The organism is Paenibacillus arenilitoris (assembly GCF_014705655.1).
GTDB lineage: Bacteria > Bacillota > Bacilli > Paenibacillales > Paenibacillaceae > Pristimantibacillus > Pristimantibacillus arenilitoris.
In genome coordinates this window covers 142,446-167,911 of sequence record NZ_JACXIY010000001.1, presented here as the reverse complement: position 1 = coordinate 167,911, position 25,466 = coordinate 142,446, and the positions used below count along the sequence as shown (strand labels likewise).

The following is a 25,466-nucleotide window of genomic DNA, read 5'->3' as shown; positions in this document are numbered from 1 at the left end:
TGTTCCGGGCATCATGAATTCGTCAATTGTTCAAAATGACCTGATCGCCATCCTCAAGCCCCTGTACGATTTCCACTTGGGTCGGCGTCGTCAGACCGAGCTCGACGTCCACTTCCTTGCGGCGGTCGCCATCCGAGACCTGTACATAGCTGCGTCCCATATAGGAGCGGATCGCCGACCGTGGAAGGACGATGACGTTCTCGCGGCTTTGCAGGCGAATCGTGAGCTCGGCGCTGTGTCCGATCTGTACGTCGTCAGGCGCGTTATCCATGCCGATGACGATCGTCACCGCCTGGCGTTCCGCCTTCGCCGCATCGGCGGCAAGAGGCGCGTTGGAAGGCGATTGCAGCACCTTGCCCGTATATTCCTTCCCTTTGTACTTCAGGTTCGCCGGCATCCCCGCTTCAATGGGAAGAAGGTCCTTCGACTCCGACGCAACATAGGTCAGCTGCATATCGGAAGGGTCCGCGACGGTAATAATCGTCTGGAAGGCGTTCACTTGATCGCCTTCATTCAGCGATTCCGCAAAAATGACGACTCCCGATATTGGAGCGTAAAGCCGGGATGAGGCAAGTTTATTCTCCATATTGTCGAGCTGCAAAGTCTCGCGCTCCAGATCGATCTCGCGCAGCCGCAAGTCGGTATCGCTTACGCCGGACGTTTTGGCTTCCATATACAGCAAGCGGACGCGCTCCACGCTCAGCCTCTGCAGCTTAAGCTGGAGCTCCAGATCGCCGGTCTCCAGCTCCGCGAGCAGATCGCCTTCCTTCACCTCTTCGCCTACCTTCGCGTTGATCGACTTCAAGCGGCCGCCGGACTGCTTGAACGAAAGAGCGGCCGAGCTGGCGGAGACGAAATTCGCCGTCCCCTTCAAATAGGTTTCGATGTTCCCTTTGGCCGCCTCCACGATATCAAGCGGCTCCGAAGCAGGCTGGACGAGCGGCGGCTGCAGCGCCTCGTCTTCGACGGGCAGGAGCGAGCAGCCCGGCGCGGACAACAATAGGACAAGCGCAATGCCATAGTTGACCGGAATTATCTTCATCCGACTAAACCAACGACGTAGCCTATGCGGTCTGCGATACAATTTTCCCATCCTCCAATGCGATAACGTAATCGGCAAGCTCCATAATGCCGGGATCGTGCGTCGTCAGGACGATCGTCATGCCGGAGTTGCTCACAAGATCCCGAAATACGCGCATCACCTGCAGCCCCATCTTGCTGTCCAGCTCGGCGGTCGGTTCGTCCGCGATGAGAAGCGAGGGCCGGTGCGCGATCGCGCGCGCGATTGCCACTCGCTGCTGCTCGCCTCCGGACAGCTCCATCGGACGATGCTTCATCCTCTCCCGCATGCCGACTCTCTCCAACGCCCGTTCCGCCGCCTCGCGGTTGTCCTTGGCCGGTCCACCCGCGACGCGCAGGCCGAACTCGACATTCTCGTAGGCGGACATGAGCGGAATCAGTCCAAACGATTGAAACACAAGCCCGATGTCCGTGCGCCGAATCCGGCTCCTCTCGGTTTCCGGCAATCCGGTAATTTTCCGTCCCCGCAAGAAGACGCAACCTTCCGACGGTTCGTCCAGCGCACCGAGTATATTAAGAAGCGTTGTTTTCCCGGAGCCCGATCTGCCCTTCAGCGCCACCATGGATCCGGCCGGCACGGCAAGATGGATCTGATCCAGCGCCGTAACCGTAACTTGACCGCGGCCGAACACCCGCTTGACCCCCGATGCTTCCAGGATCGTCTCTCCGGGCCGTTCCTTTTCCCTCTCTATTTGCGGCATGACCATCCCCCTTTTTCGTGCGTTTGCTATTGGTTATTAGTCATTGTAGCGCTACCGTTGCCTGAACCGTACCCTTCCGTTTCTCGGCATTTCACCCTGCAAATGATAGGTCTTGTCGATTTCCTATCGATAAACGAACGAAGCTGCCGTTTACAGCGGCAGCTTCGTTAAAGTTGTCTATTCGGCTATCCGCTCGGTCAGTCCCACGGCATACGTTCTGGCATGCATGCACCTACTGCAGCTCGAGCAGCCGGTACAACAGCACGGCCGCTTCCGCGCGGGTCGTCGTCCCCGCACAATCGAACCGATTGCCCGGCTTGCCGTTGACGACTCCCGCGCGCGCAAGTCCGTCTACGGCTTTGATCGCGTATGCCGAAATTTCCTCTTCATCCTCGAAGGTTCTCTCATCTTGACCCTCCGGCAAAGCTATTCCCGTCTCGCCAATCGCCCGGTAGACCATGACCGCCATGTCCTCGCGGCTGATCGCTTCGCCGACGCCGAATCGGCCATCCGGCATGCCCTGGACAATGTCCAGCTTTGTAGCAATGGCAACCGACGATGCATAGTAGGAGCCTCTGCTCACATCTGCAAAAAATGGACCGGCTTCCTCCGCGTCCAGCTCAAGCGTCTGCACCAGAAGATGAATAAATTGCTCCCTGGTCACCCCGGAATTCGGCGAGAAGGACGCAGCGGATACGCCTTGGGCAATGCCGCGGGCCGCGATCGCTTCGATCGCTTCCCGTGCCCAAGCGGCTTCATTCAAATCAGAGAAGGAAACCGCGTTGTCTGCCGCCGCATATTTGCCGAAGCGCTTCGTCTTGAATTCAACTTCACCCGTGCTTGGCTGATAACGGGCGTTCTTGATCGTCGCAAGCTTGCCGTCATCCGCGATATAGCAGACGACAACTTGGCCGGGTTTCCCGCCGGGCTTCAACGCATAAGGCATCGTTACCCGCACGCTTTGACCTTCGCCGAAGGAGTCGACGGACTTCCCGTCAACCGTCAGCGTGAAATCGAGAACGGCATTGCCGCCGATTGTGTCCCGCACGGATTGCGGAAGCTTCGCAGGGTCGACCTGGCTGACCGTAAGCTTCGCCGTGCCGCCGCTCCCGGAAGTCTGCAGCAAGGATACGGGAAGCTGAAGCTCAGCGAATTCCGTACGTATCTCAATCACCTTGATGCCCGCTTCCTCCGCTTGCTGAAGCTGACTGCCCGTCAACTCGATCGAAGCGCTGCCCGTATTCGACGCGTCCGCCTCGATCGTCAGCATACCTTCGCCGGATTCGTCCAGCGCTTCCGCAAATTCGGCATCCGTCACGACCGCGCTTGGCGCCGCCGGTACTGCCGGCGTTGACGGCTGGTTGCCCGTGTCCGGATCATCCTCCGCTTCGGCGAACGTCAACACGCCGTACCCCGACGTATTTTGCCAAGACAGTCCTGAACGGTCGTTCCATATCGAGACGCTGTCTCTTATGCCGTCCCCGTCCTTATCGTCGTTCACCTGCACGTCGAACCCGATGGCGTCTCCCGAGGCCGGATCGATGGCGTCGAGCGTGATCGCTGCCTCGACCACATATCCGTTCTCCGTCTGTCTGGCCGCGGACGTCAGATTGACGCTCTTCGAACCCGGATTCGTCGAAGGCTCATTGTCGTAATTGATGCGATATTGCCCGTCATCCGCTTGATAAACGGCGGAAGCGGCGTTGTTCTGGTCGACGAATAGTTCGATGGAATCCTGCTCGTGCGCGTTCGCGCTTTGCTTGGACAGGAGCGGATCCGTCACTTCGGCCCATACGTACAAACGCTCTTCATCCCACAGCGTACGGACGATAGCTGCCGCGCCGCTATCTCCGATTACCCGCCTTTCGGTCGCCACCTCGTTCGCCGTCTGCCAGATCGCGTCCTTCTCGCCGTCGATCACCGGCGTTCCTCGCACAGCTGCAGCCGCTTGAGCGCCTTCCGCAAGCGTCAGCACACCGAATTTGGACGTGTCCGTATCCTGTTCGTTCGTCGTATCGTTCCAGGACAGCACAACCGGCGTCTCGCCCGCTCCATCGGCAATCCGCACGTCGAAGCCGATTTCTCGGCCGACCGCCGCTTCGTCCAACGGAATCGAAGCTTCGATCCGGTAACCGCCATCCTTCTCGCCGGACGCAAACTCGGCATCGACAGGCGAGCTCTCCCCGCTGCGGGAGAAGACATACTTGAAGTCGTCCGCCTCGTACACTTCCGTCTTGCCGTTGTTGCCGTCAACGAACAGCTCTACCGCGTCGCCATCGTTCACCGCAGCGTCGTTGACGTCAACCGATACGTACAAACGCTCCTCTTCCCATAATGATTTGAACGAGAACGACTCGACTCCTGCCCTCGATACTTGCACGGACGGCGTGCGATTCCAGGCTTGCTCCCGCTTGCCGTCGATTGCCGCGCCGCCCTGCCGCGCCGTGGCGCCATTGATCTGCACGGGCAGCTTGGTCGGATCGACGATCGCCCAATACGCATATTTCGCTTGCAGTCTTTCGTCGAACAGCAGCGGCCAGTTGTTGCGTACGACCGGAAAGGTCAGCAGCCACGTGTTGGCGTCGTCCTTGCCCCAGAAGATGACGGCCGTGAGCTGGTCGGCGTGTTTCTTGAACACGTCGAAAATCGCCTGATAACGGTAGGCCTGCTTGAGCTGCAGCTCCTCCGGGAACGTCTCGTACGATTGCGAATCGCTTGTATAGACGCTCATATCCAGCTCGGTAACCTGCTGCTCGATGCCGAGATCGCGGAACGCTTCGATCATATCGTCGAGCTCCCGAACGGCAGGATATTCGATGCCGATATGGGTTTGGTGTCCCACGCCCTCGACCGGAATGCCCTTGTCCTTAAGACGCTTGATCAGATCGTACAGCGCTTGACGTTTATCGGGGATATGCGTGTTGTAGTCGTTAATGAACAGCACCGCATCAGGATCGGCTGCGTGCGCGTATTCGAACGCTTTCTCGATAAACTCTTCGCCAGCGATTTGATACCAGAGACTGTCGCGCAGTCCGTTCGGCTGATTGTCGCCGACTTCGATCACTTCGTTGACGACGTCCCACGCGTAAATTTTGCCTTTGTAGCGGCCGACGACCTCGTCGATATGATTTTTCATGCGGTCGAACAGCACTTCCTTGGCAACAAGGCTGCCATTCTCGTCATGGAATACCCAATCCGGCGTTTGCGAATGCCAGATGAGCGTATGGCCGCGAACGGGAATCCCGTTCTCCACGGCGAAATCGACGATCCGGTCCGCTTGCGTGAAGTTGAACTGGCCTTCGACCGGCTCGGTCGCGTCCCATTTCAATTCGTTGCCCGGCGTCAGACTGTTGAAATGCTTCTTCAGCAGCTCGGCATCCGGTCCTTCGGGATCCGCGACTTCCCCCGCCAGCAGAGACGAACCGAGCAGGAAATGTTCGGCGAACACATCCTTCAAATTCGGAATGTCCGGCTGAATGACGATCGGCTCCGGTTCGGCCGCCGGCTCGATCAGGAAATCGTCCACGTAGAAGGATAACGCCGGGAGGTCGAATGATTCCAAGTACACCATGACATTCTCCGATGCCTTAGGCAGCTTGTATTCGCCTGCCAGCTTGACCCAGCCGTCAGCGTTCGCCGTCTTGGATGCGACTTGCTCATAGTGGTTCGCACCGTCCGTCGTCCTCTGGATAAGCAGCGACACGGGAGCGTCCGCGACTCCCGCAGGCAGTCGAACCCACGCGGAGAGCGCATAATTTTGGCCGGTCTGCATGTACGACGACAGGCTCAGCTGAGGCCCGTGCCAGCCCGAGGTTCTTCCTTCGACCTTTAGGCTGCGCGAACCCGTATTCGCTATATCCTCCGCAACCGACAGCGTCTCCGTGCCTCCGCGCCCGGACCATCCTTGCACCGTGCCGTCCTCGAAGTCCGAGGATAGTGAAGACTCGTCCGCATTCGCCGCATATGGCGCTATCGTAACGGACGTCATAACCAGGATGCCTGCCAGGATGAACGACAGCATCCGGTTCCATCTTGCGAACAACATCGCTAACACCTCGCATGATCGTATTTGCCCTGCTAATTCGTCCGCCTTCGGACGTTGCGCGATCTAGGTGTTCTGGTCATTGCCGCTCCGCTAAGCCGTTCCGCCGATAGACCGGCAGTTGCTCTTGACCGCTTAGCGGCCGAACCGCCAAGCATTGAATCGGAGCAGTTCCTTCTCGCTTTCGCCTCTGAAGAGGAAATAAAGATCATGAATGCCCTCGGCACCGGCTATTTTCGTTTCGACTTCCTTCCATTGCCGCAAGCTGCCGGTATTCGGCACGACCAGCGTCCCGATCAGCTTGCCGTCCGGACGATCCAGCCGAAGCTCGATCGTGCTTCCCTCGGCCGCGCTGGCAATCGAGGCCGAAACCGAAGAAGCTCCGTCTCCGAAATCCACGCCGGCAACCGCCGTCCAATCGCCGTCGTGCACGTCGCTCACGACCAGCTTCGCCGATTGGCGATCGGTTTCGTCGCCCACGAACGGCTGAGCGGTAACCCCCGCGCTCCACGCCATCGTAGCGGCATCGGCAAGAACGAACGGATCGAATGGTTTGATCGGATCCACCCCCTTCCAATCGGCGGCAATCTCGACAATGGAACCGTCTTCGGCGAACCGAACCGAATTGAGATGCGTCGAACGGTAGCCTTTCGCAACCCCCATCGCTTTGGCCAAGGTCTGCGCATGATAGGCGATATACCACGCGTCCTGGAATTGGAAGATCGCATGATGGTTGTTGCCGCCTACGCCGAAGAGCTGGCCCGGATTTTGGAGAATGGAGCCTTGATACGTCCAAGGTCCCATCGGATTATCGCTGGTCATATAAGCAATCTCCCCGGCGGGAGGACTGCCTTCCGGCCTTGCTCCGTTATAGAAGTTGGAGCAATAGGTGTAATAGTACTCCCCGTTGTATTTGTTAATGCCGGCATCCTCGAACATGAACGGAGCCGGGATCGTCGCCGCTTCTCCGGCTACGCTGATCATATCGTCCCCAAGCCGAACGACGCGGGCGGTATTCGGCATTTCGTGCTGTCCTTCCGGCACGCCGCCCCCGTAATAGAGGTAGCCCGTTCCGTCTTCATCCACCAGAACGGCGGGGTCGAACAGCCAGGTCACGCCTGCCGCCGCGGGCATATCCCGCGAGATAAGCGGCTTGCCTATCGGATCGGTCCACGGCCCGGTCGGACTGTCGCTCGTCAGCACGCCGATGCCGCTCGCATTGTTGGCGAAATACAAGAAAAACCGATCTTCTCCGCCAATCTTCTTATGAGCCGCGGCGGGGGCCCAGGACTGCGTCGCCCATCTGGCGGCGCCTTCCGGTCCCGCGGCGCGAATGACGCCATGATCCGTCCAATTGATCAAGTCATCGGAGGATAGGACCGATAATTTATTGATGTTCCCGTACGTATTGTCCTTGACTTCGCCCTCCCCGTCGTATTCCAGCACGTCGTTCGTGTTGTACAGGTACACCCGTCCCCCGAACGCGAGCGCGTACGGATCCGCTCCGAATTTGTGGGCGACGACGGGATTGCCGTTGCCCGGCAGCTTGCCGATCGCTTCCGCGGGCGCGGTGTAGCTCGCTTTCATTTCCTCGTTCATATCTGCCTTCAGCTCCTTGTTCCATTTATGTAAAGCGATCCCGGCAACCAATAACGCGGCGAACAAGATGAATGTTAATTTCCGCAGCACTGCCCTTCCTCTTCCCTCCTTTCATTCTGTAAAAAGTGTACCGCTCGCCAATAACGGCAACAACCTGCCGATTCGTATGTCCGGTACCCGTCTAGTTCTAGTTGAACGCGCAACAAAAAAAGTCCGTTGAACGGCCTCAACGAACTTTCCCCGCCTGCTAGTAGGCGATCATATCAGGTTGTCCCGGTATTCCTGCGGCGTCAGACCGGTCATCTTCTTGAAAAAGCGCGTGAAGGAATGGGCGGCCTCGTAGCCTACGGCGGAAGCGACGTCCCGCACCTTCATCTCGTGATTGCGAAGCAGCTCCTTCGCTTTCCGAAGCCTGCATTTATCGATATACTCGGATACGTTCATGCCGAATTCCTGCTTGAAAAATCTGGACAGATAAGACGGGTTGAAATAATGGAGCTCCGCAAGCCTGACCAAGGAGAGATCCTCGTCCAGATGCTCTTCGATAAACTGGCAGATGCGCTCGATGACTTGGGACGCCCTGTCCCGCTCGTCTTTGTTTTTGTATCGGAACACGGTTTGCGCCGTTTCGCGGAGGTACACAAAGGCGTCCTTCATGGAGCCGTGGTCATCGAGCCGCATCAGCTTCCCGTATTCCCCGAGCTGGCCGTGCAGCCCCATGCGGTTCATATAGGAGAGCAGCACGAGCGCAATCGCGTAGTAGCCTTCGATCGTCTTCTGAACGCTCCCGCAGCATCCGTGAAGAAGCTTGGAGGCGAGCGCCTCCAGCTCCTCCAGAAACTCGGACGCCTTCCCGCCTTCCAAGTGCGCTTCCAGCATGGCGATTTTGTAGTCGATGGATGTCCCCTCTTTCAAAACGTCCGCTTCCGACTCCTCGGCCCTGTCGATCAGGATCATGGAGAGGCCGTCTCCGATCCTTGACTGCTGAAGCCGGCGCAGCCTCTCGTACCGGAGCGTCACTTCCTCCCATTCGCATAAAGCCCCATTAACCGTAAAGCTGATCGCCGCTTGCAAGGAAGCCAGGCACGCTTCCTGGACAAGCTCCAGCGTTCCTTCCAAATAACGGAGCAAGTGCTGATTGAACTTCTCGCCCGCATCCGGCGTAGGTTGAATGAACCATAACATATCGCCCTGCTTGTCCACGACGCCGATACTGCGGGTTTGCTCCGACATGAAGGAGCTCCAGATTCTCCGGACGGCCGCAACAACCTTGCTCCTTCCCGCATAGCCCGTATCCGCCTTGTAGGACACCCGGCCAAGCGCCAGCAGGACGGGCGCATTCGGAGAGAGAACGATGTTCAGCTCTTCGAAATCCCGGACCAGCTCTTCCCGGCGACCGTTCATCGCGCTGCTTTCCTGAAGGAAATGCCGGAAATAATCGCCTTGCGAAATAAGCGCCAGCGCATCCGTCTGTTCGCGGGATTTCTCCGCCAGCTGTTCGAACCGGAGCTCCCGGTTCAGTTCTTGTACAACGTCCTCGACCGTCTGCGAAACCTTGTCGTACCCTTCCGTCTTGAGCAAATAACGCGCATTCGGCATTTGAATGGCTTGATACGCGTAATCGAATTCGCTGAAGCCGGTCAAAAATACGATTCTGCATCTCGGCCAGAACGACCGGATTTCCTGCGTCAACTCCAAGCCGTTCATCCCCGGCATGCGGATATCGGTTAGCACGATATCGATCCGGGTACGCGATAGCCAATCCAGCGCCCCGCGGGCGGAGTAAGCCCGGCATATATCCAGCGAATCTGACATGAGGCGATGGAACACCTCGTACAGACTATTCGTAATAATTTCCTCATCGTCGACGATTAAGAGCCTATACATCGTTCTTCTCCTCCTCCAGCCTGATTCGTATCACGACCTTTAACCCGTTCAGGCCGCTTCTGGACAAGACCAGTCCGCTTCCTTCCCCGAATGTCAGGGCAAGCCTTCGATGAATATTGATGATTCCCGTCATTTCGTAGGAATTGGCCGTTTGATTCAGCCTCTCCTTTAACGCTTCGATATCGGAGTCGGCGATGCCGTCGCCGTTATCTTCAATCGTGATCGACGCCTCGTTCTCCGTCCGGTCGAACGTGACGCGAAGCAGGCCTTCTTCCGTCATTTTCTCCAGACTATGCTCGTATGCGTTCTCGATGATAGGCTGAACGATGAGTCTCGGGACGCGAATCCGCTCCATCCCGGCGGGCAGCTCGTCGAACTGCACGCGAATGCGCCTCGAAAACCGCAGCTTCTGGATTTCCGTATACATCCGGGAGTGCTTGATTTCCTCCGACAGAGGCACGTGATCTTCCCCGTTGCGGGTAATAAACCGGAAGTATTCGCCCAGCATGCCGGTGAACGCTTCGATCCGGTCCACGTCCCCCGTCTTCGCAAGAGAGTTCAGTATAAAAAAGCTGTTGTACAAAAAATGCGGGTTGATCTGGGACTGAAGCTGCTTGAGCTCCGCCCGCTGCATCATCATCTTCTGCTTGAAATCTTGATCGATCAGGCTCTGCAGCCTGGCAAGCATTTGGTTGTACCTGGTGTACAGATAACCGAATTCATCTTTGCGCCCGTGTTCGATCGGGACGTCGAGCGCTCCGCCTTCCATCCGCTTGAAGCCTTGCACGAGCGAAAGCAGCGGCCGATGGATGAAGCGGTACGAAGAATAAGAGAATGCGACCACCGCGAGCAGGGACGTGAGCGCGAACAATAATCCCCAATTATAGAACTTGCTGAGCGGCCGCTTGACCGTCTCCTCGGGCAAATAGGCCGCAACGGAAAGGCCGAGCGATTCGGAATACACCTTGTTCATATGATAGCTCTTGCCATTCATCTTCATCTGAAATTCGTTGTCGTTCGTCGCGCTCGCTTCCTGCACGAACTGCAGGATCGAAGCGTCCGACTCCGGATGGCTGCGAATGGAATAGCCGTTCTCCTCCAGGATGAGCAGGGATCCGCTGTCCGGATAAATATTGATCTGATGCAACGACTTGCCCAGCTTGTCCGAATCCAGCTCGATTTGGACGATAAAGACCGGTTCGTCTCCCTTCTTGCCGCTTTGCTTGGCGGCGCTAAGATGAAGCCCGTTATTCCATAATAACAACCGGCTCTCGTTCGTGCCGGAGCGGGTATTAAACGTATGGAACCGGACCTCGTCCAGCGGCTGAACGCCGCTTGCCGCCGACACCGTTTTGTTAATGGGCCGGATATGCACGTAAATATCTTTCATGTAAGGACTGCTGTTCTGGAAGGAAGTCAGCCGGTGCAGCACCTCGTTCAGACGGGTTCGCTGTTCCGCGCCGTCCATCAGGCTCCAGGTCGCGGAGAGCTTATTCAGCCCTGCGTCTTCCACCGTATCGAATAGCTGCAGCTCCATCCATTCCACTTCGCGGTTCAGTCCGTCGAGGTAATACTCCAGCTGTTTGACCGTGGCTCTCGTAATGTCGTCGCTTGCGTTCTGATAGCTCCATTGATACAAATAGACCCCGAGCAGAATAATCGGGAACACCACGATAAGATAAGTAAGCACCAAGCGGGCAAAAATCGAGCTGCGCATGGAAAATGCGGGAAATTTAATCAAGCGAACGCCTCCGTTGCCGCATGTATGTCTAGGTTAAGGTTCATGTTTCTCGGCAAACCATTGGTTGACCTCCGCGGTAATCCGGTTGCCGCCCAATGCCGTCCATTCTTCGACGAACCGGTCGAAATCGCCGACGGAGCGTCCGAGAATAATGTTGATGAACGTCTCGAGCTCAAGCTCGTCCAGGACGGCCTGCTTGTCGATCATCGTATCCGTAGGCGCGCCGACGAAGCTTTCGTACAGCAGCTGTCCGTTCCGCTCGTACCGGTCCAAAATCGCAAAGGCTCCGTCCGGCCCGTACGTCTTCGCCCAGCCCCATCCGGAATCCTTGTTCGCGCTTCCGGCCAAGTACGTATCGATATTTTTCTGAATGGCCTTGGCCTCGTCCTTCAGCATGGAGAAGTCGCCGGTTCGGCGCGCTTCCTTCAGCTGAAGGAACGCCTCCAGGTTTTTTCGCGCGGGATAAGGCGTGATCGGCGACAATTGCCACACCGGGAAAGGATTGCTGTAATAGGTTTCGTATTCGGCCGTTTCTCCCCAATTTTTCTCCAGGTGCAGGTTGAACATCTTCACGACGGCTTCCGGGTAAGGATAATCGTTCCGGACCGCGAGGAACTGATGCGTGCTGAACCGGAGCGGGACCTTCGGAAGCTCTCCGTCAGCCGACACGATAGGGAACGCCTGCCATTCGGAATCCGGGAACAGCTCCCGGCTCGCTTGCGCGACGAACGAACCCCACTGCTCCCCGTAAAACATGCCGAGCTTGCCCGACGCTAGCACTTCCTTCACCTTGTTGCCGTCCTTCAATCCGAACTCGGGATCGATTTGACCGCTCTCGTACATCTCCTGCAGCGCCCGGAGCGCCGTCTTCACTTCCGGTTGAATGCCTCCGTAGACGAGCTTGCCGCTGTCGTCCTTCAGCCATAGTTTCGGATACGCGCCGTACCCGGCCATAAAATCCATAATCCCCATGACGGGATCCCACAAATATTGGGTGACGGCAAGACCATAGGTGTCGTTTTCGCCGTTTTGGTCGGGGTCCTTCTCTGTAAACGCTTTCGAAATCGCGAGCAGATCATCCATCGTACGAGGGGGCCGCATGCCCAGCCGCTCCAGCCAGTCCATGCGGATCCAAATGAATTGAGCGCCTTCGATCGAAGCGCTTGTCTCCGGGATCGCCATTAATTTGCCGTCGATCGTAGCGGAGTCGAACGGCCTCGTCCCCTCTTGGCTAAGAATACGTTTGGTCAAGGGCGTCGCGTACTTCTCGTACGTCTCCGTCATATCCCGAATCAGCCCCGCGTTGGCCAATAGGCGCAGCTGCTGGGCGTTCACCTTGACGACGTCGGGAATATCGCCGGAGGCAATGGAAACGCCTAACTTCTGCCGGTACAGATCGCCCTTCGCGAGCCAGTCATACCGTATTCGAATGCCTAATACCTCTTCGTAGAGCCTGGACCACGCATTGTCTTCCATGGATTGACCCGGCAGCTCGCGAATCAAATTTTCGAGACCGGTCCCGTTTTCCCTGACGAATGAAACGTCGATCGGGGGATCGTATTTGCCGAGTCCCGGCTCCTTGTAGATCATTCCGTCCTGCACGGCTTCCGGAATGGGCCCTTCCCCGTTCGCGTGATCGCTGCATCCCGACAACAGCGGGACAAGCGAAACGAGCAGACAGGCCTGCAGCAGCGTAAGCTTTGTTCTTCCCGAATTCGTAATCGGCACGACACAACCTCATTTCTACCGTTATCGGCGCAGCGCAGACGAGCTGTATAATCATCATTATCCGGATCCTTATTTCCATCGCGCAAGATGCAATTTTTGATTTTCGTTACCCGTTCATGACTTCTCCTGCATATGGATCGCGCGAGACGGCGCTTCATTCCAGCCCTCCTATCTTACCGCATCAGGCAAGGATCACTCCTCCGCATGCGTGATTCTTTCGTATAAGAAATCGACGACGTGCTTCACTTCCATTCGCTCGCTTCCGCCATGCTTCAATACGCCCAGCTTCATCTGAAGGAGGCAGCCCGGGTTGCTGGTCAGCAAATACCGCGCGCCTGTTCGGCTCGCATGCTCCATCTTGTGCGCCAATATTTCGTTTGCCATTTCCGGCTGCGTTACGTTATAAATGCCGGCGGATCCGCAGCACCGATCGGCTTCCTTCATCTCCACGAAACGTACGTTGGCCGCCTGCTTCATGAGCCGACGCGGGGCGTCCGGGCTCTTCATCACGTTGCGCAGATGACAGGAGTCCTGATAGGTGATCGTCACGGGCTCTTGCGCGCTCGCGCTGTCATCCGCAAACCTCGGCAGTCTTCCTCGTTCGAACAGCAATTGACTCACATCGACTACCCGCGAAGAAAACCATTCGGCAAGCTCGCGGCAGTCCGAATCTTGCTGCAGCAGATGATCGTACTCGACAAGCAAAGCCCCGCAGCCGCCGGCATTGGAGACGATATAGTCGGCCTCCGCCGCTTTGAACGCTTCCAGATTGGAACGGGCAAGACGTCTCGCCATTTCCAACTCGCCGCTATGCGCGTGAAGAGCGCCGCAGCATCCTTGTTCGTTCGGAATCACGACTTCAAAGCCGGCTTCGGAGAGCAGCTTCGCCGTATGGACATTCGTGTCCGCGAACATGACGTCCATGATGCAGCCTCGGAACAAGGCGACGCGTGCGATTTTGTCGCCTTTGGCGGGAAGCAAGGTGCCGAGCCGCTCCACGACGCCCTGGGAAGAAGCGTCCGGCAATATTTGCTCCATCTCTCTCATCGGTGCCGGCAACAGCTTCATGATGCCGCTTCCTCGAACGATTTTGCGCAAGCCCGATTTTTGATAGACGGCAAGCGCGCCTCCGAGCGCTTTCAGCCGTGCGCGATGCGGGAAAATTCCCTTGAAAAAGAAGCTGCGGATTCCTTTGACAGGCAAGCCGTGCTGGGCATGATCCTCGATCGCGTCCCGGGCTTGCTCGATCAATTGACCGTACTTCACATCGGCGGGACATGCCGGTTCGCAAGCTCTGCAGCCCAGGCAATGGTTCATTTGCTCCTGAAACGTGCGATCGGGATCCATCATGCCGTCGGCGACGGCCTTCATAAGCGCGATACGTCCGCGGGGAGACTCCTGCTCGAGGCCCGTTTCCCGGAACGTAGGGCAAGCAGGCAAGCAAAATCCGCACCGCATGCAATTGGTTAATTGATCGTAATCAAGCTTGATTTGCAGCGTCTTGGCCATTGGATTTTGGAAAATTATCTCCACATCGCTTTGCATCGTTTTCTCTGCTTTTTCGTCAGCCACGGTCAATCACCACTCTTTTCCTTGTTTCTTTCGCGAATAGTTTGCCGGGGTTCAGCAAGTTGTACGGGTCGAACGCCTGCTTGATTCCCCGCATCACTTCGATGCCGCTCTTTCCGATTTTCCATTCGAGGAACGGCGCTTTGACCATTCCCACGCCATGCTCTCCCGTTATCGTCCCGCCCAGCTCGATCGCCGCTTCGAATATTTCTTCGAAAGCTTGCTCGACGCGGCGCACCTCGTCCAGGTCCCTTGCATCCGTTGTGGCCGTCGGGTGAAGATTGCCGTCTCCCGCATGTCCGAACGTAGCGATTGAAACGTTGTGCTTTATTGCGATTTCATTGATGCGCAGCACCATGTCCGCAATCTTGGACCGCGGAACGGTGGCGTCCTCCAGAATGGTCGTCGGCCGAAGCCGCGCCAGCGCGGTAAAAGCGCTTCGCCTCGCCGTCAGCAGCTTCTCGGCATGCTCCCGGCTTTCCGCGACTTCGACCCGGTCGGCGAGCTCCGATTCGCATATTCGTCTCATGCTCTCCATATCGCGTTCCACCGCTTCCCGGTCGCCGTCCTGTTCGATAAGCAGAATCGCCTCCATGTCGCGGGGAAGGCCCAGCTTGGCGAAATCGTCCACCACCCGAATCGTCGGATTGTCCATAAATTCCAATGTCGCCGGAATGATTTTGGCTTCGATGATGCGCGATACCGTGCGGGCTGCCCCGTAGAGATCCTTGTACATGGCGAGCATCGTCTTCTTGCTCTTCGGGGGAGGGACCAGCTTCAAGACCGCTTCTGTAATAATCGCCAGCGTTCCTTCGGAGCCTATCAACAGCTTGGTCAGATCGTAGCCGGCAACGTCTTTCATCAGCTTCCCGCCGGTGCGGATGATTTCGCCGTTTGCAAGAACGGCTTCCAGTCCGAGCACGTAATCCTTCGTCGTGCCGTATTTCAAGCCGCGAAGTCCGCCGGAGCACTCGGCAATGTTGCCGCCGATCGTCGATATTCGCATGCTGCTCGGGTCCGGCGGATAGAACAGGCCGAGCGATTCGATATGCGAGATGAATTCCGCCGTAACGATGCCGGGCTGAACCGTTGCCGTCAAGTTTTCCGGGTCGACCTCTACGATTCGGTTCATTCGATGCATGACCATGACGACCCCGCCCTGAACGGGTACGGTGCCGCCGCAAAGATTGGAGCCGGAGCCGCGGGAGACGACCGGCACGCGATAGCGCGAAAGGCATTTCATAATTTCGGCAACCTGATCGGTATCCTTCGGATAGATCACGCCGTCCGGAAGGCTTTGCAGCATCGGCGTCCCGTCATACGAATGAGCAACCAACGCCTCTTTATCCTCCCTGAAGTATACATCTCCTACGATCTCGCGAAGCTTCGCGACAAGAGTCCGATCCAGCATTGTCGATCCTCCGATTCTAGCAGCTGTAGTCAGGTCATCTGATGACTTTTCCCCCATTATATGCTAAAATGATCTCGATTGCATAGTCCCAAATGAATGATGGATCACCTTGAACTTGTTGGAGGCGCTCATGAAAATAACGACCCCAAAAGGCCACGAACTCGTCGCCGATCAAATCCTGCTCAAAATTAAAGACGGCGCATGGCAGCCGGGCGAACGAATTCCATCCGTCGTGGAGCTCGCCGAAGCGTTCGGCGTCGGCCGCTCCACCGTCAGAGAAGCGGTAAGCGCGCTCAAAGCGATGGGCTGGCTCGATGTTCGCCATGGCGGCGGAACCTTTGTCAAACCGGTGCTTCCGGCCGAGGGCCATCGGGATGAACGGCTGCTGCTCCAAGGCGCCGATTCGTTAGTCGAACTGCTGGAAGTTCGGATGGCCTTGGAAGTTCGGGCGGCATCTCTTGCCGCCGAGCGGCGCAGCCCGGAAGATTTGCAGCGTCTAACCGAATGGTTAGCCGCGATGGAGATCGGACTGGGGCGCAACGATACGTCGGAAGGCGAACGCGCCGATGTGGCGTTCCATATGGCGATAGCGGCGGCATCCGGCAATTCGCTGCTCTTCCAGCTGATGGAATCGCTGTCCGGACGGTTCAATGAATCGATCCGTCAGTCCAGGGAGCTGTGGTTCTACCGCGAGAAGGCAACGGCGGCCAGATTGCTGCATGAGCATAGGATGATCTTTGAAGCGATCGAGAAGCAGGACAAGAAGCTGGCCGAAAGTCGAATCGCCGATCATTTGTCCAAGGTGGAACAGGTCCTTCGGGACGCTTTGCAGCACTAAATAGCAAGCGAGTTCGCGGCTGTTGTACGTTGTGCAGCAGAAACCTGACATCGAAGATCGACATAAAAAAAGAGAGGAAGCTGCCCTCTCTTCATAAAGGTTATAATTTTTGAGGTTTATGTATCGTTTGAAGCCGTTCATCCGAAATAATAACTCCATCCTTCAGCGTGATGAGCCTCTGAGCATAGGATGCAACCGTCAGATCATGAGTGATTAGAATGATCGTATTGCCTTGTTCATTCAGCTGGACCAACGTGTGCAGCACTTCGAGACCTGTAGTTGTATCGAGTGCACCCGTTGGTTCATCGGCTAGAATGAGCGTAGGCGAATTCGCCAATGCTCTTGCGATAGCCACCCGCTGCTGCTGACCCCCGGACAGCTTGCTTGGCCTGTGCTTCGCCCGCTCAGCCAGCCCAAGCTGTTCCAGAAGCTGCATCGCCTTTTCACGCCGTTCTTTGCGTCCTATCCCTGCGTAGATCATGGGGATCTCCACATTTTCTAAGGCAGACAGTCTTGGGAGCAGATTGAACTGTTGGAAGACAAAACCAATTTTCCGACTGCGAAGCTTCGAAATCTTCTCATCCGTCAGCCCGCTGACATCGACGCCTTCGAACCGATACGCGCCTGTGGTCGCAATATCTAAAAGTCCCATTACATTCATCAGAGTAGACTTGCCTGAGCCGCTTTGCCCCACGATAGCCAAAAACTCGCCATGTCGAACGGTAAGTTGAATGTTCTTGAGAATATGTAAAGGCTCAACGCCCGGATAAAGCTTGTTAATATCCTGCAATTCCATCACGTTCATAGGTATACTCCCTCCTAATCATAACGAAGGGCCTCGATCGGCTGAAGCTTCGCAGCGCGGTTTGCCGGCAAAATACCGAACGCAATGCCGATGACCATGGAGAACAGAAGTCCTCCGACTATGACCGGCCATGAAATAAGCGACGGCCACCTGGTGAACAGGCTGACAAGTTCTGCGCCTCCCATTCCGATAAGAATGCCTATTCCTCCGCCAAGCGTAGTAAGTAAGACCGCTTCTATTAAAAATTGAATCAGGATTTCGCCTTTGGTTGCCCCTAATGCTTTGCGAATGCCAATCTCTCTCGTTCGTTCCGTTACGGACACAAGCATAATATTCATCACCCCGATTCCCCCAACGAATAAGGAGATGCCCGCAATTCCCCCGATGATTCCCGTCATTATGCGGGTAATGGTTGAGAGCGACTCGCGAATTTGCTCCAGGTTGAATATATAGTACTCCCCCTTCACGCGTTGTCTGTCTTTCTTCATCGCATTAAGAAGGTTTACGGCCTTCTGTCCGGCTGCCTCTATACTCGCGGCATCCAGCGCCTGAACGGTCAGCGAGCTAATCTCATTCCGCCCGTATAAGACGGGCCATACCGTACGGGGGACGATCATTTCCTTCAATGCCAGCGAGAAGATTCCGCCGCTCATCGGCTTGACTACGCCTATAACCTTAAACGGAACACCTTCCAACTCGATATAGCTTCCTATGGGGTCGCGTCCCACGAACAATTCCTTCTCCACGTCTTCGCCGATTATCGTAACTTTGCGCCCCTGTTCCAGATCGGCCTTGTCAATTAATCTGCCTTTGAGCAACCGCTGGGGATATACCTCATAATAGCCCTCCGTCATTCCCACTAATTGCACACTAAGCGTCATATCCAAATATTGCGCATTGGTAGAGCTATTAACGGTCGGAATGACTCGTTTAATTTCAGGTAGTTTGCTTAGGGCTATAACATCGCTTTCGGTATAAAGCGGCTCCGAGCCCACATCGCTCATTAACGTTCCCTCCGCATATTCGAAGTCGATATCAATGGTATTCTGACCGGAGCCGGCAAAAGAAGACTTAAGCGCATATTCCCCGCCCTGTCCAATGGCAACGATCATAATGACCGAAGCAACACCTATAATGATGCCGATCATCGTTAGGAGAGAGCGCAGCTGATGCGCATAAATGGAGGATACGGCGATTCTAATATTTTCCAACAGCATTAAGCGGCATCCTCCGTTTGGATAGGCATGCCTTCTCTCATTTCCGGTTGAGGGCTGCTTACAATGAGATCCCCTTCCATAAGGCCGCTTACAATTTCTTTCCAATTATCGCTAGACCTGCCGGTTGTCACTTGCCGTTTCTGAATAATGCCTTCACGCACTAGGAGGACAACTTCTTGTCCTTCTTCATTAAGAATTGCTCCATGGGGGACAGCTAATCGCCTCTCGTTCGGCTCTACTTCGATATCAATATAGACATGATAGCCGCTTTTCAATTCTTCACTTGGCTCCAGCAGGTCTACAATAAAAGGATAAGAGGTAACAACCTCCTTATCGCCTTGGGTTGCTGAATCAGCCGTACTCCAGCCTACCGGAGTCGAATCTACGCTTCGTACTATACCTTTCCATGCCTGACCGGACAGCACCTTAGGCTTAACTTCAACTTTCTGGTCCATCTTCACAAGTACATGGTCGAACTCTGTTATGGTGCCATGAACCTTATAGTTCTGATCGGACACGATATAGATCAAAGGGTTATCGCTGTAATCAGAGGAATCGTATTCAATTTTCTGAACCGTTCCCTTCATTCCGCTCGTTACGACAAGTCTCTTCCGCTTGTCCTCCAAGGCAGCTGTCTGCATCTTAATCGCTTCTATATCCAATATAATGACAGCCTGTTGGCGTTCGAGATTGCGTTTCTTGCGTCCTAGCTGCCGCACTGCTTCTTCGCGCTGCGTATCGTCTGTGATATTCCCCAGCTCTTGTCTTAATTCAGGCATTAGATTCGAGAGCTGCTCCTTATTCTCTTCCAACTCAAGCTCCAGCCGCTTGCGAGAGATTTCAAATTCCTTAAGTTCATTCGAGATATCATCGGCCCGGTACCGGAGTACAGGTGTACCCGCCTTAACCTTCTGTCCTTCCGCAACCAGAATACGTTCAAGCTGACCAAGCCCGCTGTCCAGATAGATTCTTTCTTCTTCTGCGGGAATAGCGACTCCCGAGGCAATGACATATTGCTTGAGCTCTTGAAACTCTACTCTATAGGTCTCCACGTTGACAGCTTCTTGCTTAGTCGTGCTCGACTGGTTTAATTGCCACACATTAAAACCCACTATACTTACGGCAACTAACACTAAAGCTCCGACGACTGCCTTTTTCACATCGATCACCTCATGCTGCTTAGACTCTATTTGCCGATTGGACCCAGACTGTTATTTATATATCCCGAGACGAAGGTCGTAATGATCCAAACGAGTACAACAACGATAATGCTCCGCCAACGGGCGCGTTCCGGAGCGAGAATATAAATGCCGGTCGCGTAGAGCAGCGTACTCCATACGCCGAACACCGTAAAAACGGACAACATGCCCCCTAGTTGCGATTCTGAATCAAACAGGAATGAGAATAACGCCGCCGGCGATTTCGTGAGCGGTTCCCCGATGAAGGATTGAACAATAATCCGGACGAGAGTATCCATGAGGAGAGGAATATGAGCAAGAATACCTAGAATAAACAAGCCCCGGAAAGGAATAGTTACCCGTACCGCCCACAGGATCAGCTTATTTATCAAGGTGTTGAACAGAATGAAGACGATTGGCGTGAAGCTGGCCATGAAACCGGTACCCAGCAGCATGAATACTTTATAAGCTTCATAAGTATCCGAATCTATGGTTACTCCCGACGCTTCTGTCATATCTTCCGCACGAAAAAAGGATACGGAAACGACGGCGAGAATGACGGATAACAAGCTTAAAAGTACGATCATGGAGAAAAAGCGCTCTTGAAAAAGCCTTTTTTCCATGATCGGTCTGGGAACGAATAATACTTTGACGAAATCAACGAGTACCATCTTGTTCTACCTCCGGACTAGAATTTCAATGACAAGGGTTCGAATGTTTGGGTATCAGCCTTATGTCACCCAATCGATAATAGCTGGGGATATCAAAGCTTCCACAAAAGCGGCTGCAATGAGTAGGGCGCCAATCCATACGATGCTTAATACAATGGACATCCAGCCGATTTTGAGAGGCCTCTGGTTGCGGGCATATCGAACAAGCAGCTGCAACGGGTATAGCCCGACCGCTCCGGCAAGCAGCATCGCAGGAATTTCAAAGATACCATGCGGAATGATATGCATAAGCGTTGCCCAAAGCGGCGTATCTTGATTTCGTCCTGCGACAGAGAACCCAATCATGAATCCATTCGCAAATAATGCAAATATGCTTGTCATGCCAAACGTGAGAAGCCCGCTTAAGAACAGCAGAATTGAACGCGAGTTATGGGTTAAATAATAAAACGGATCATGTGGAATATCCCCTTCCGTATTTTGTAACGGCTCGTTTGAACCGACGACTGCGCCTGCAATAGCAGCCAATCCATATAGAACGGACGAGGCTATGAGCAGATAGCGCCACTTTGCCGCATGCGCATATACCCATTTAAAACCTTGAATCACTCCGTCACCTCTTCCGATTCCGTTGACATCCGCAGCAGCGCTTCCTCAAGCGTCTTCGAATCATTCGCAAGATGTTTCAATTCAGAGATCGCCCCGTTAAAAATCGCTTTCCCTTGATGAATGACAACAATTCGTTCACAAATATCTTCCACAACATCGAGCCGATGCGAGGAAAGCAGGATCCCGGCTTGCTGTTCATTCGCGTAACGGGTAAGAAAATTTTTCGTTTCCCTGGTCGCGACGGCATCATAGCCTGTCATGGGTTCATCAAGAACTAACGTCTGCGGATAATGGATGACTCCCGTGATGAGCGCCACCTTCTGCTTCATCCCATTGGACAACGTCTTCACAAATTGATGGCGCTTATCATTAAGCTGAAAGGCGTTCAGCATCGCATTCATCCTCTCCGACACTACCCGCTCTTCGAGCCTGTGAAGACTGGCCGTAAAGCGTATCATTTCTTCAACCGTTAACAAGGGATACAGGTAAAAGTCGGAAGGAACATACCCCAGATCGCTAATCCCCATTGTTCTATCATTCGTCCCGGCATCCTTGCCGGGTGCAGGAGCCATCGTTATTTCCCCGGCTGCCGGCTGCATCAGCCCCGCAATGCATTTCAATATCGTCGTCTTGCCTGCTCCGTTATGACCGAGCAAGCCGACAATTTCTCCTTGATTGACCTCGAACCTGATTTGCTCAACCGCTGGCCGTTCCGTTCCCTTGTACTGGAATGAAATATTGCGCACATCGATCACTTTCATCCTATAACCTCCACTCCTTCCACCAAGCTTTTCTAAGAAGCCACGCCGCCGCTATACTCCATATCGCGCAGGTCACTACAAGACCGAGCAGCGAAACTAGGAAAAACATGCTTTCATCGAGACGTTTCCCGAACAGCAAAGCTCCGCTCGTTCCAATTATCGTAATATTAACAAGCTCGAAGGTTCTCGTAATGAGCGATTCCATTAACCCTGCCTTCTCCGAGGTGTTAATTTTTGACTCATCATCCCAATCGAACCTCGGGAACATAGCTGTAGAGACCACCGTGCCTAAGCTCGATATCAGGTTGATTAGCAGCATACTAAGCATGCTCATCGCGGCCATAGAGGGCTTTATTCCCATTACGAAGGCAAGCACCGCAACAGATACGGTGACCAGACACGTAATGAGCGCCATATGAAGCACTAGCTTAGAAGCAATAATGGCATGCGGCTTTCTCAGGTGAGTCAGTAATATAGTCATCATCGTTCCTTCTGCATCTACGCTAGTCACTCGGGTAACCAGATCGCTGGCGAACGACGCGAGAAACAGCTGTGCCGCAAATAAGGCGGAGAAGGAAAAGGCCGACGATTGTATCCAACCTAATTCACGTACCGCAAGTCCGATTCCTCCGAGGGCCATCAACACCATGAGATAGGCCTTCAGTTGCGGAATGACGCGGTATCTATCACGAGTAAGAAGGATAAGGTCCTTCAGTACGAGATTGCGAATTTGACTGTTTCCTCCAAATACTGCCGAATAACGTCTGCGTGATCGCTGGATATGATCAGGCAAATTGATCTGCAAGGATAATAACCGGTCCTCATTGCGAACCAATAGTACCCAGGCAATCGACCACAAAAGGATGACTGCTATTACGAATAACCATTCATTTCCGCTTAACAGCCAGTTGGTTGGAAGTATCCAGGATCGGCTCAGCCCAAGCCAACCGGCCAGGCTGTTCATCTCGAATGGAAACAAGGACGAAAGGTCTTGGATCACAATCCACTTAACAACCGAATAACAAACAAAGGAGAAAAGGACAGACTTGGCGGCAAAGACGGCAAGCTCGGATCCAGCCGAACGTTTATTGCCGGAACTGCGGTAAAGGTGATTAAACAGCAAGGCAATCGTTCGCAGCGCCAGTGCGCCTGCCGCAAGAGCAAGAAGCCCATAGGTATACCAGCCTGCAGGGATTGAAGCGGCGAATATGCGGTTCCAGGATAAGGATGCGCCTACCACGACCGGCACCAACGGAAATATGAACTGCCAGGGGAAGATGTCAATAAGCTTAGCCAATTGTACAATCGCGATTCGCCCATGGTGAACGCGTATGAATTCCCAGTCATTGGAATGAAACGCCCGAATGTAGGTTTCCCGATAAGAGCCGCCGGCGAACCCTAATCCAAGGATTAAATAAATGAGCGAGAAGGCAATGCTGACATGCTCCCATTCGGGCTGGAATCCTCCAGCTCTAGCTAGCAGGAAGATCGCTCTGAATAAATAATAAGCAAGAAATGCCACTAACAATGGCGCACCGATGAACAGACTAATCAGATGAATCGTACCCGGCCGGATCGACACGTTGAATTGGTACACAAACCAACGCAAATATAGAAGATGTTGAAGGTGGAGCAGCGCAACGAGTTTCCTCATCCTTTACCTCTTCTTGATTTTTTAGTAAAATAAATGTGCGAGGCGGCCTGTCAGGCAGGCCGCACCGTACTCTTTATGCAACACCTGGGGGATAGCGCTAATCGCGTAAGATTGGCGCTATTCTATTAATAAGTAGCAATGATTTTGAATGAAGCATCCTGTCCAAGCTTCTTAAGAATGTAATTGCGGACGATAAGAGCGCCAACCGCCAATACGCCTCCTCCAGCCAAAATCGCACCTGCGATGGCCCAAATGGAAGTGCCCGCCATAACCATTTTAATTATGAAGTATGCCGTTTGCGTGCTAACTCCTGTCGCTGTCACGATCTCCAAAATTATATTTTCCACCTTTGAGATCCTCCTTTCTTATTTATGCATTGGATTGGATTAATAGGCTACCGCAACATCTTCAAGCTTCTTAGTCGCCCATTTCTTGACCGCGTAACGAAGCGCAACAATACCGATTCCAATAAAGCCTCCGCCTGCAATGATCATTGAAATCAACGCCCAAGTCGATGCGCCAGCCATGATGAGCTGATATACGCGAAACGCCGTTCCCGTACCTACGCCCATAACGAGAGCAATTTCCAACAACAAAGCTTCCATTTATTTTCACCTCCTTCCAAAAGTTATTATAATTACAAAAAGTACCAATATCCACTAGTTATAATTTAATAATTCGTAAAGATTAATAGTTCTTTTTACCCAAAAATATACACCATTCCAAAGTATCATATGTATTATGATGACTAATCATTAAAAAAATGAATCAATTTTAACTTTCGAAATCGTTGTACAATTGAATTTTTAGTTCTGTGGACACAGGAATTCATTTACAAATATTTATTTAAGATGCAGAAATAACACAACCGGCCAATCTATAGAGAAAAATAGCGGTACGGGAGGAGCTGAGGAGCTTCCCGTACCGCTATTTTCAAGGAACGATGCCTTCCGTCTTTCGGACAGCCTCTGACCGTTCAACGCTGACGGGTCTCCTTATAGAACCGCTGGAGCATTTAAGTCTTCTTGTCTAATTGTCCCTCTGGCGGCAGCCAGGCTCACAGCTTCTCAAGCGCTATGAGTACCGCGCCGAATGCGGCATCGCGCCTCGGCGCGATGCAATTAAGCCGCGGATATCGACGCCCAAGCAGCGCGACGAGCGAAGCGCGCACGTCGGCGTTCCCCGTAAGGACGCCGCCCGTCAGCGCAAGCTCGCCGTCCTGCAGAGACAGCTTCTCCGCGACGGGAACGACCAATTCGTACAAGGCGCCTGCGCTTCGCCGCGCGATGGCATGAGCCTCCTCGTCGCCAAGCGCGCACAGCTCGGAGAGAAGCGGAGCAAGCGCGGCAATGTCTTTTTTGTTCGTCCTCGGATCGTACACGAAGCCGATCAACTCCCTCACCGACTCCACGCCAAGCCTCGCGAATACCATCGGGGCGATATGCCGGTTCGCGATCCGGCCGTCGTGCGCTTTAAGCGTTGCCGCGATCAAATCGCGGCCGATGCTGTAGCCGCTGCCTTCGTCGTCGATCAGATGCCCGCCGCCTCCCGTCCGGTGCTCCGCCCCGTTCCCGTTGCGCCCGAAGCATATCGAGCCCGTTCCCGCGATGAGAAGGATGCCGGAAGCGCCCTCGAGCGAGCCGTACATCGCCGTCTCATGGTCGCCGGTAATAGTCAGCCCTCCCGCATAGCCGAACTCCCTGACCATGGCGGTCAGCCGGGAGCCGGCGGTCGGATTGCTTACGCCGGCCGCGCCGATGCAAATATGCGCGCAATGCTCGAGACCGCCGCATAAGCCGCCGATTGCCGCCATCATCTCCCGGACGCTGCCGCGGATGCCGGCTTCGTCGCGGCCGTTCAAATTAATCGCCCCGAACGTAAACGCGCCGATGAGGTTTCCCCGCTCGTCGGCGACGGCTCCCGCGGTTTTTGTTCCGCCGCCGTCCAACCCGGCTACGTATCTCATTATCGTCTTCAC

General features: G+C 54.5%; 20 protein-coding genes. 1 reads left to right on the top strand and 19 read right to left on the bottom strand.

All coding sequences use genetic code 11. The annotated features are described in order from the left end of the window. Positions 1-22 precede the first annotated feature (22 nt). From IDH41_RS00580 to IDH41_RS00540, 9 genes are all read right to left on the bottom strand, one after another. Positions 23-1,042, bottom strand: a complete 1,020-nt coding sequence (locus IDH41_RS00580) for an efflux RND transporter periplasmic adaptor subunit (RefSeq protein ID WP_223829330.1) — start codon at positions 1,040-1,042, stop codon at positions 23-25. A gap of 22 nt (positions 1,043-1,064) precedes the next feature. Beyond that, positions 1,065-1,781, bottom strand: coding sequence for an ABC transporter ATP-binding protein (locus IDH41_RS00575; RefSeq protein WP_190857301.1), 717 nt, complete (start codon positions 1,779-1,781; stop codon positions 1,065-1,067). A 232-nt stretch (positions 1,782-2,013) separates the two neighbouring features. Continuing rightward, positions 2,014-5,826 carry an endo-1,4-beta-xylanase gene (locus tag IDH41_RS00570; protein ID WP_190857299.1) on the bottom strand — a complete coding sequence of 1,271 codons (3,813 nt, stop codon included), beginning with the start codon at positions 5,824-5,826 and terminating at the stop codon, positions 2,014-2,016. Positions 5,827-5,958: 132 nt separating this feature from the next. After that, positions 5,959-7,512 (bottom strand): glycoside hydrolase family 43 protein, encoded by a 1,554-nt coding sequence (locus IDH41_RS00565; RefSeq protein ID WP_397327251.1) that lies wholly within the window; start codon positions 7,510-7,512, stop codon positions 5,959-5,961. Positions 7,513-7,680: 168 nt separating this feature from the next. Then, entirely contained in the window at positions 7,681-9,309 is a 1,629-nt protein-coding gene (locus IDH41_RS00560) for a response regulator transcription factor (protein ID WP_190857298.1), read from the bottom strand. Next, positions 9,302-11,050: a sensor histidine kinase gene (locus tag IDH41_RS00555; RefSeq protein ID WP_190857296.1), complete on the bottom strand. Its 1,749-nt coding sequence runs from the start codon at positions 11,048-11,050 to the stop codon at positions 9,302-9,304. The genes IDH41_RS00560 and IDH41_RS00555 overlap by 8 nt, the downstream gene beginning before the upstream one ends. Before the next feature lie 33 nt (positions 11,051-11,083). Next, positions 11,084-12,640 (bottom strand): extracellular solute-binding protein, encoded by a 1,557-nt coding sequence (locus IDH41_RS00550; protein ID WP_190857637.1) that lies wholly within the window; start codon positions 12,638-12,640, stop codon positions 11,084-11,086. A gap of 330 nt (positions 12,641-12,970) precedes the next feature. After that, positions 12,971-14,323 carry a (Fe-S)-binding protein gene (locus IDH41_RS00545; RefSeq protein WP_190857635.1) on the bottom strand — a complete coding sequence of 451 codons (1,353 nt, stop codon included), beginning with the start codon at positions 14,321-14,323 and terminating at the stop codon, positions 12,971-12,973. Between the two features lie 19 nt (positions 14,324-14,342). Next, positions 14,343-15,758, bottom strand: a complete 1,416-nt coding sequence (locus IDH41_RS00540) for an FAD-binding oxidoreductase (RefSeq protein WP_190857294.1) — start codon at positions 15,756-15,758, stop codon at positions 14,343-14,345. A 130-nt stretch (positions 15,759-15,888) separates the two neighbouring features. Here IDH41_RS00540 and IDH41_RS00535 point away from each other — a divergent pair, with 130 nt between their 5' ends. Then, positions 15,889-16,596, top strand: coding sequence for a FadR/GntR family transcriptional regulator (locus tag IDH41_RS00535; protein WP_190857293.1), 708 nt, complete (start codon positions 15,889-15,891; stop codon positions 16,594-16,596). Between the two features lie 100 nt (positions 16,597-16,696). On the opposite strand, the gene IDH41_RS00530 is transcribed toward IDH41_RS00535, so the two are convergent. The 10 genes from IDH41_RS00530 to IDH41_RS00485 all read right to left on the bottom strand — a co-directional run bounded on the left by IDH41_RS00530 (position 16,697) and on the right by IDH41_RS00485 (position 25,454). Next, the gene (locus IDH41_RS00530) at positions 16,697-17,401 is read right to left on the bottom strand and encodes an ABC transporter ATP-binding protein (protein ID WP_223829329.1); all 705 of its coding nucleotides are present in this window, start codon (positions 17,399-17,401) and stop codon (positions 16,697-16,699) included. A gap of 14 nt (positions 17,402-17,415) precedes the next feature. Then, complete coding sequence (locus IDH41_RS00525) at positions 17,416-18,618, bottom strand: ABC transporter permease (RefSeq protein ID WP_190857291.1); 1,203 nt, start codon at positions 18,616-18,618, stop codon at positions 17,416-17,418. Continuing rightward, a complete protein-coding gene (locus IDH41_RS00520; protein WP_190857289.1) occupies positions 18,618-19,778 on the bottom strand; it encodes an efflux RND transporter periplasmic adaptor subunit in 1,161 nt (386 codons plus the stop codon). Before IDH41_RS00520 ends, IDH41_RS00525 begins: the two co-directional genes overlap by 1 nt. A gap of 26 nt (positions 19,779-19,804) precedes the next feature. Further along, positions 19,805-20,467, bottom strand: a complete 663-nt coding sequence (locus tag IDH41_RS00515; protein ID WP_190857287.1) for a hypothetical protein — start codon at positions 20,465-20,467, stop codon at positions 19,805-19,807. 60 nt (positions 20,468-20,527) lie between these two features. Beyond that, on the bottom strand, positions 20,528-21,073 hold the full coding sequence (locus IDH41_RS00510) for a stage II sporulation protein M (RefSeq protein WP_190857286.1): 546 nt from the start codon (positions 21,071-21,073) through the stop codon (positions 20,528-20,530). Beyond that, positions 21,070-21,834: an ABC transporter ATP-binding protein gene (locus tag IDH41_RS00505; protein WP_190857284.1), complete on the bottom strand. Its 765-nt coding sequence runs from the start codon at positions 21,832-21,834 to the stop codon at positions 21,070-21,072. The genes IDH41_RS00510 and IDH41_RS00505 overlap by 4 nt, the downstream gene beginning before the upstream one ends. A gap of 1 nt (position 21,835) precedes the next feature. After that, the gene (locus tag IDH41_RS00500; protein ID WP_190857282.1) at positions 21,836-23,488 is read right to left on the bottom strand and encodes a hypothetical protein; all 1,653 of its coding nucleotides are present in this window, start codon (positions 23,486-23,488) and stop codon (positions 21,836-21,838) included. A gap of 125 nt (positions 23,489-23,613) precedes the next feature. Next, entirely contained in the window at positions 23,614-23,835 is a 222-nt protein-coding gene (locus IDH41_RS00495; protein ID WP_190857280.1) for an uberolysin/carnocyclin family circular bacteriocin, read from the bottom strand. Positions 23,836-23,874: 39 nt separating this feature from the next. Beyond that, positions 23,875-24,093: an uberolysin/carnocyclin family circular bacteriocin gene (locus IDH41_RS00490; RefSeq protein ID WP_190857278.1), complete on the bottom strand. Its 219-nt coding sequence runs from the start codon at positions 24,091-24,093 to the stop codon at positions 23,875-23,877. Positions 24,094-24,545: 452 nt separating this feature from the next. Next, the gene (locus IDH41_RS00485) at positions 24,546-25,454 is read right to left on the bottom strand and encodes a BadF/BadG/BcrA/BcrD ATPase family protein (RefSeq protein ID WP_190857276.1); all 909 of its coding nucleotides are present in this window, start codon (positions 25,452-25,454) and stop codon (positions 24,546-24,548) included. Positions 25,455-25,466: the final 12 nt, after the last annotated feature.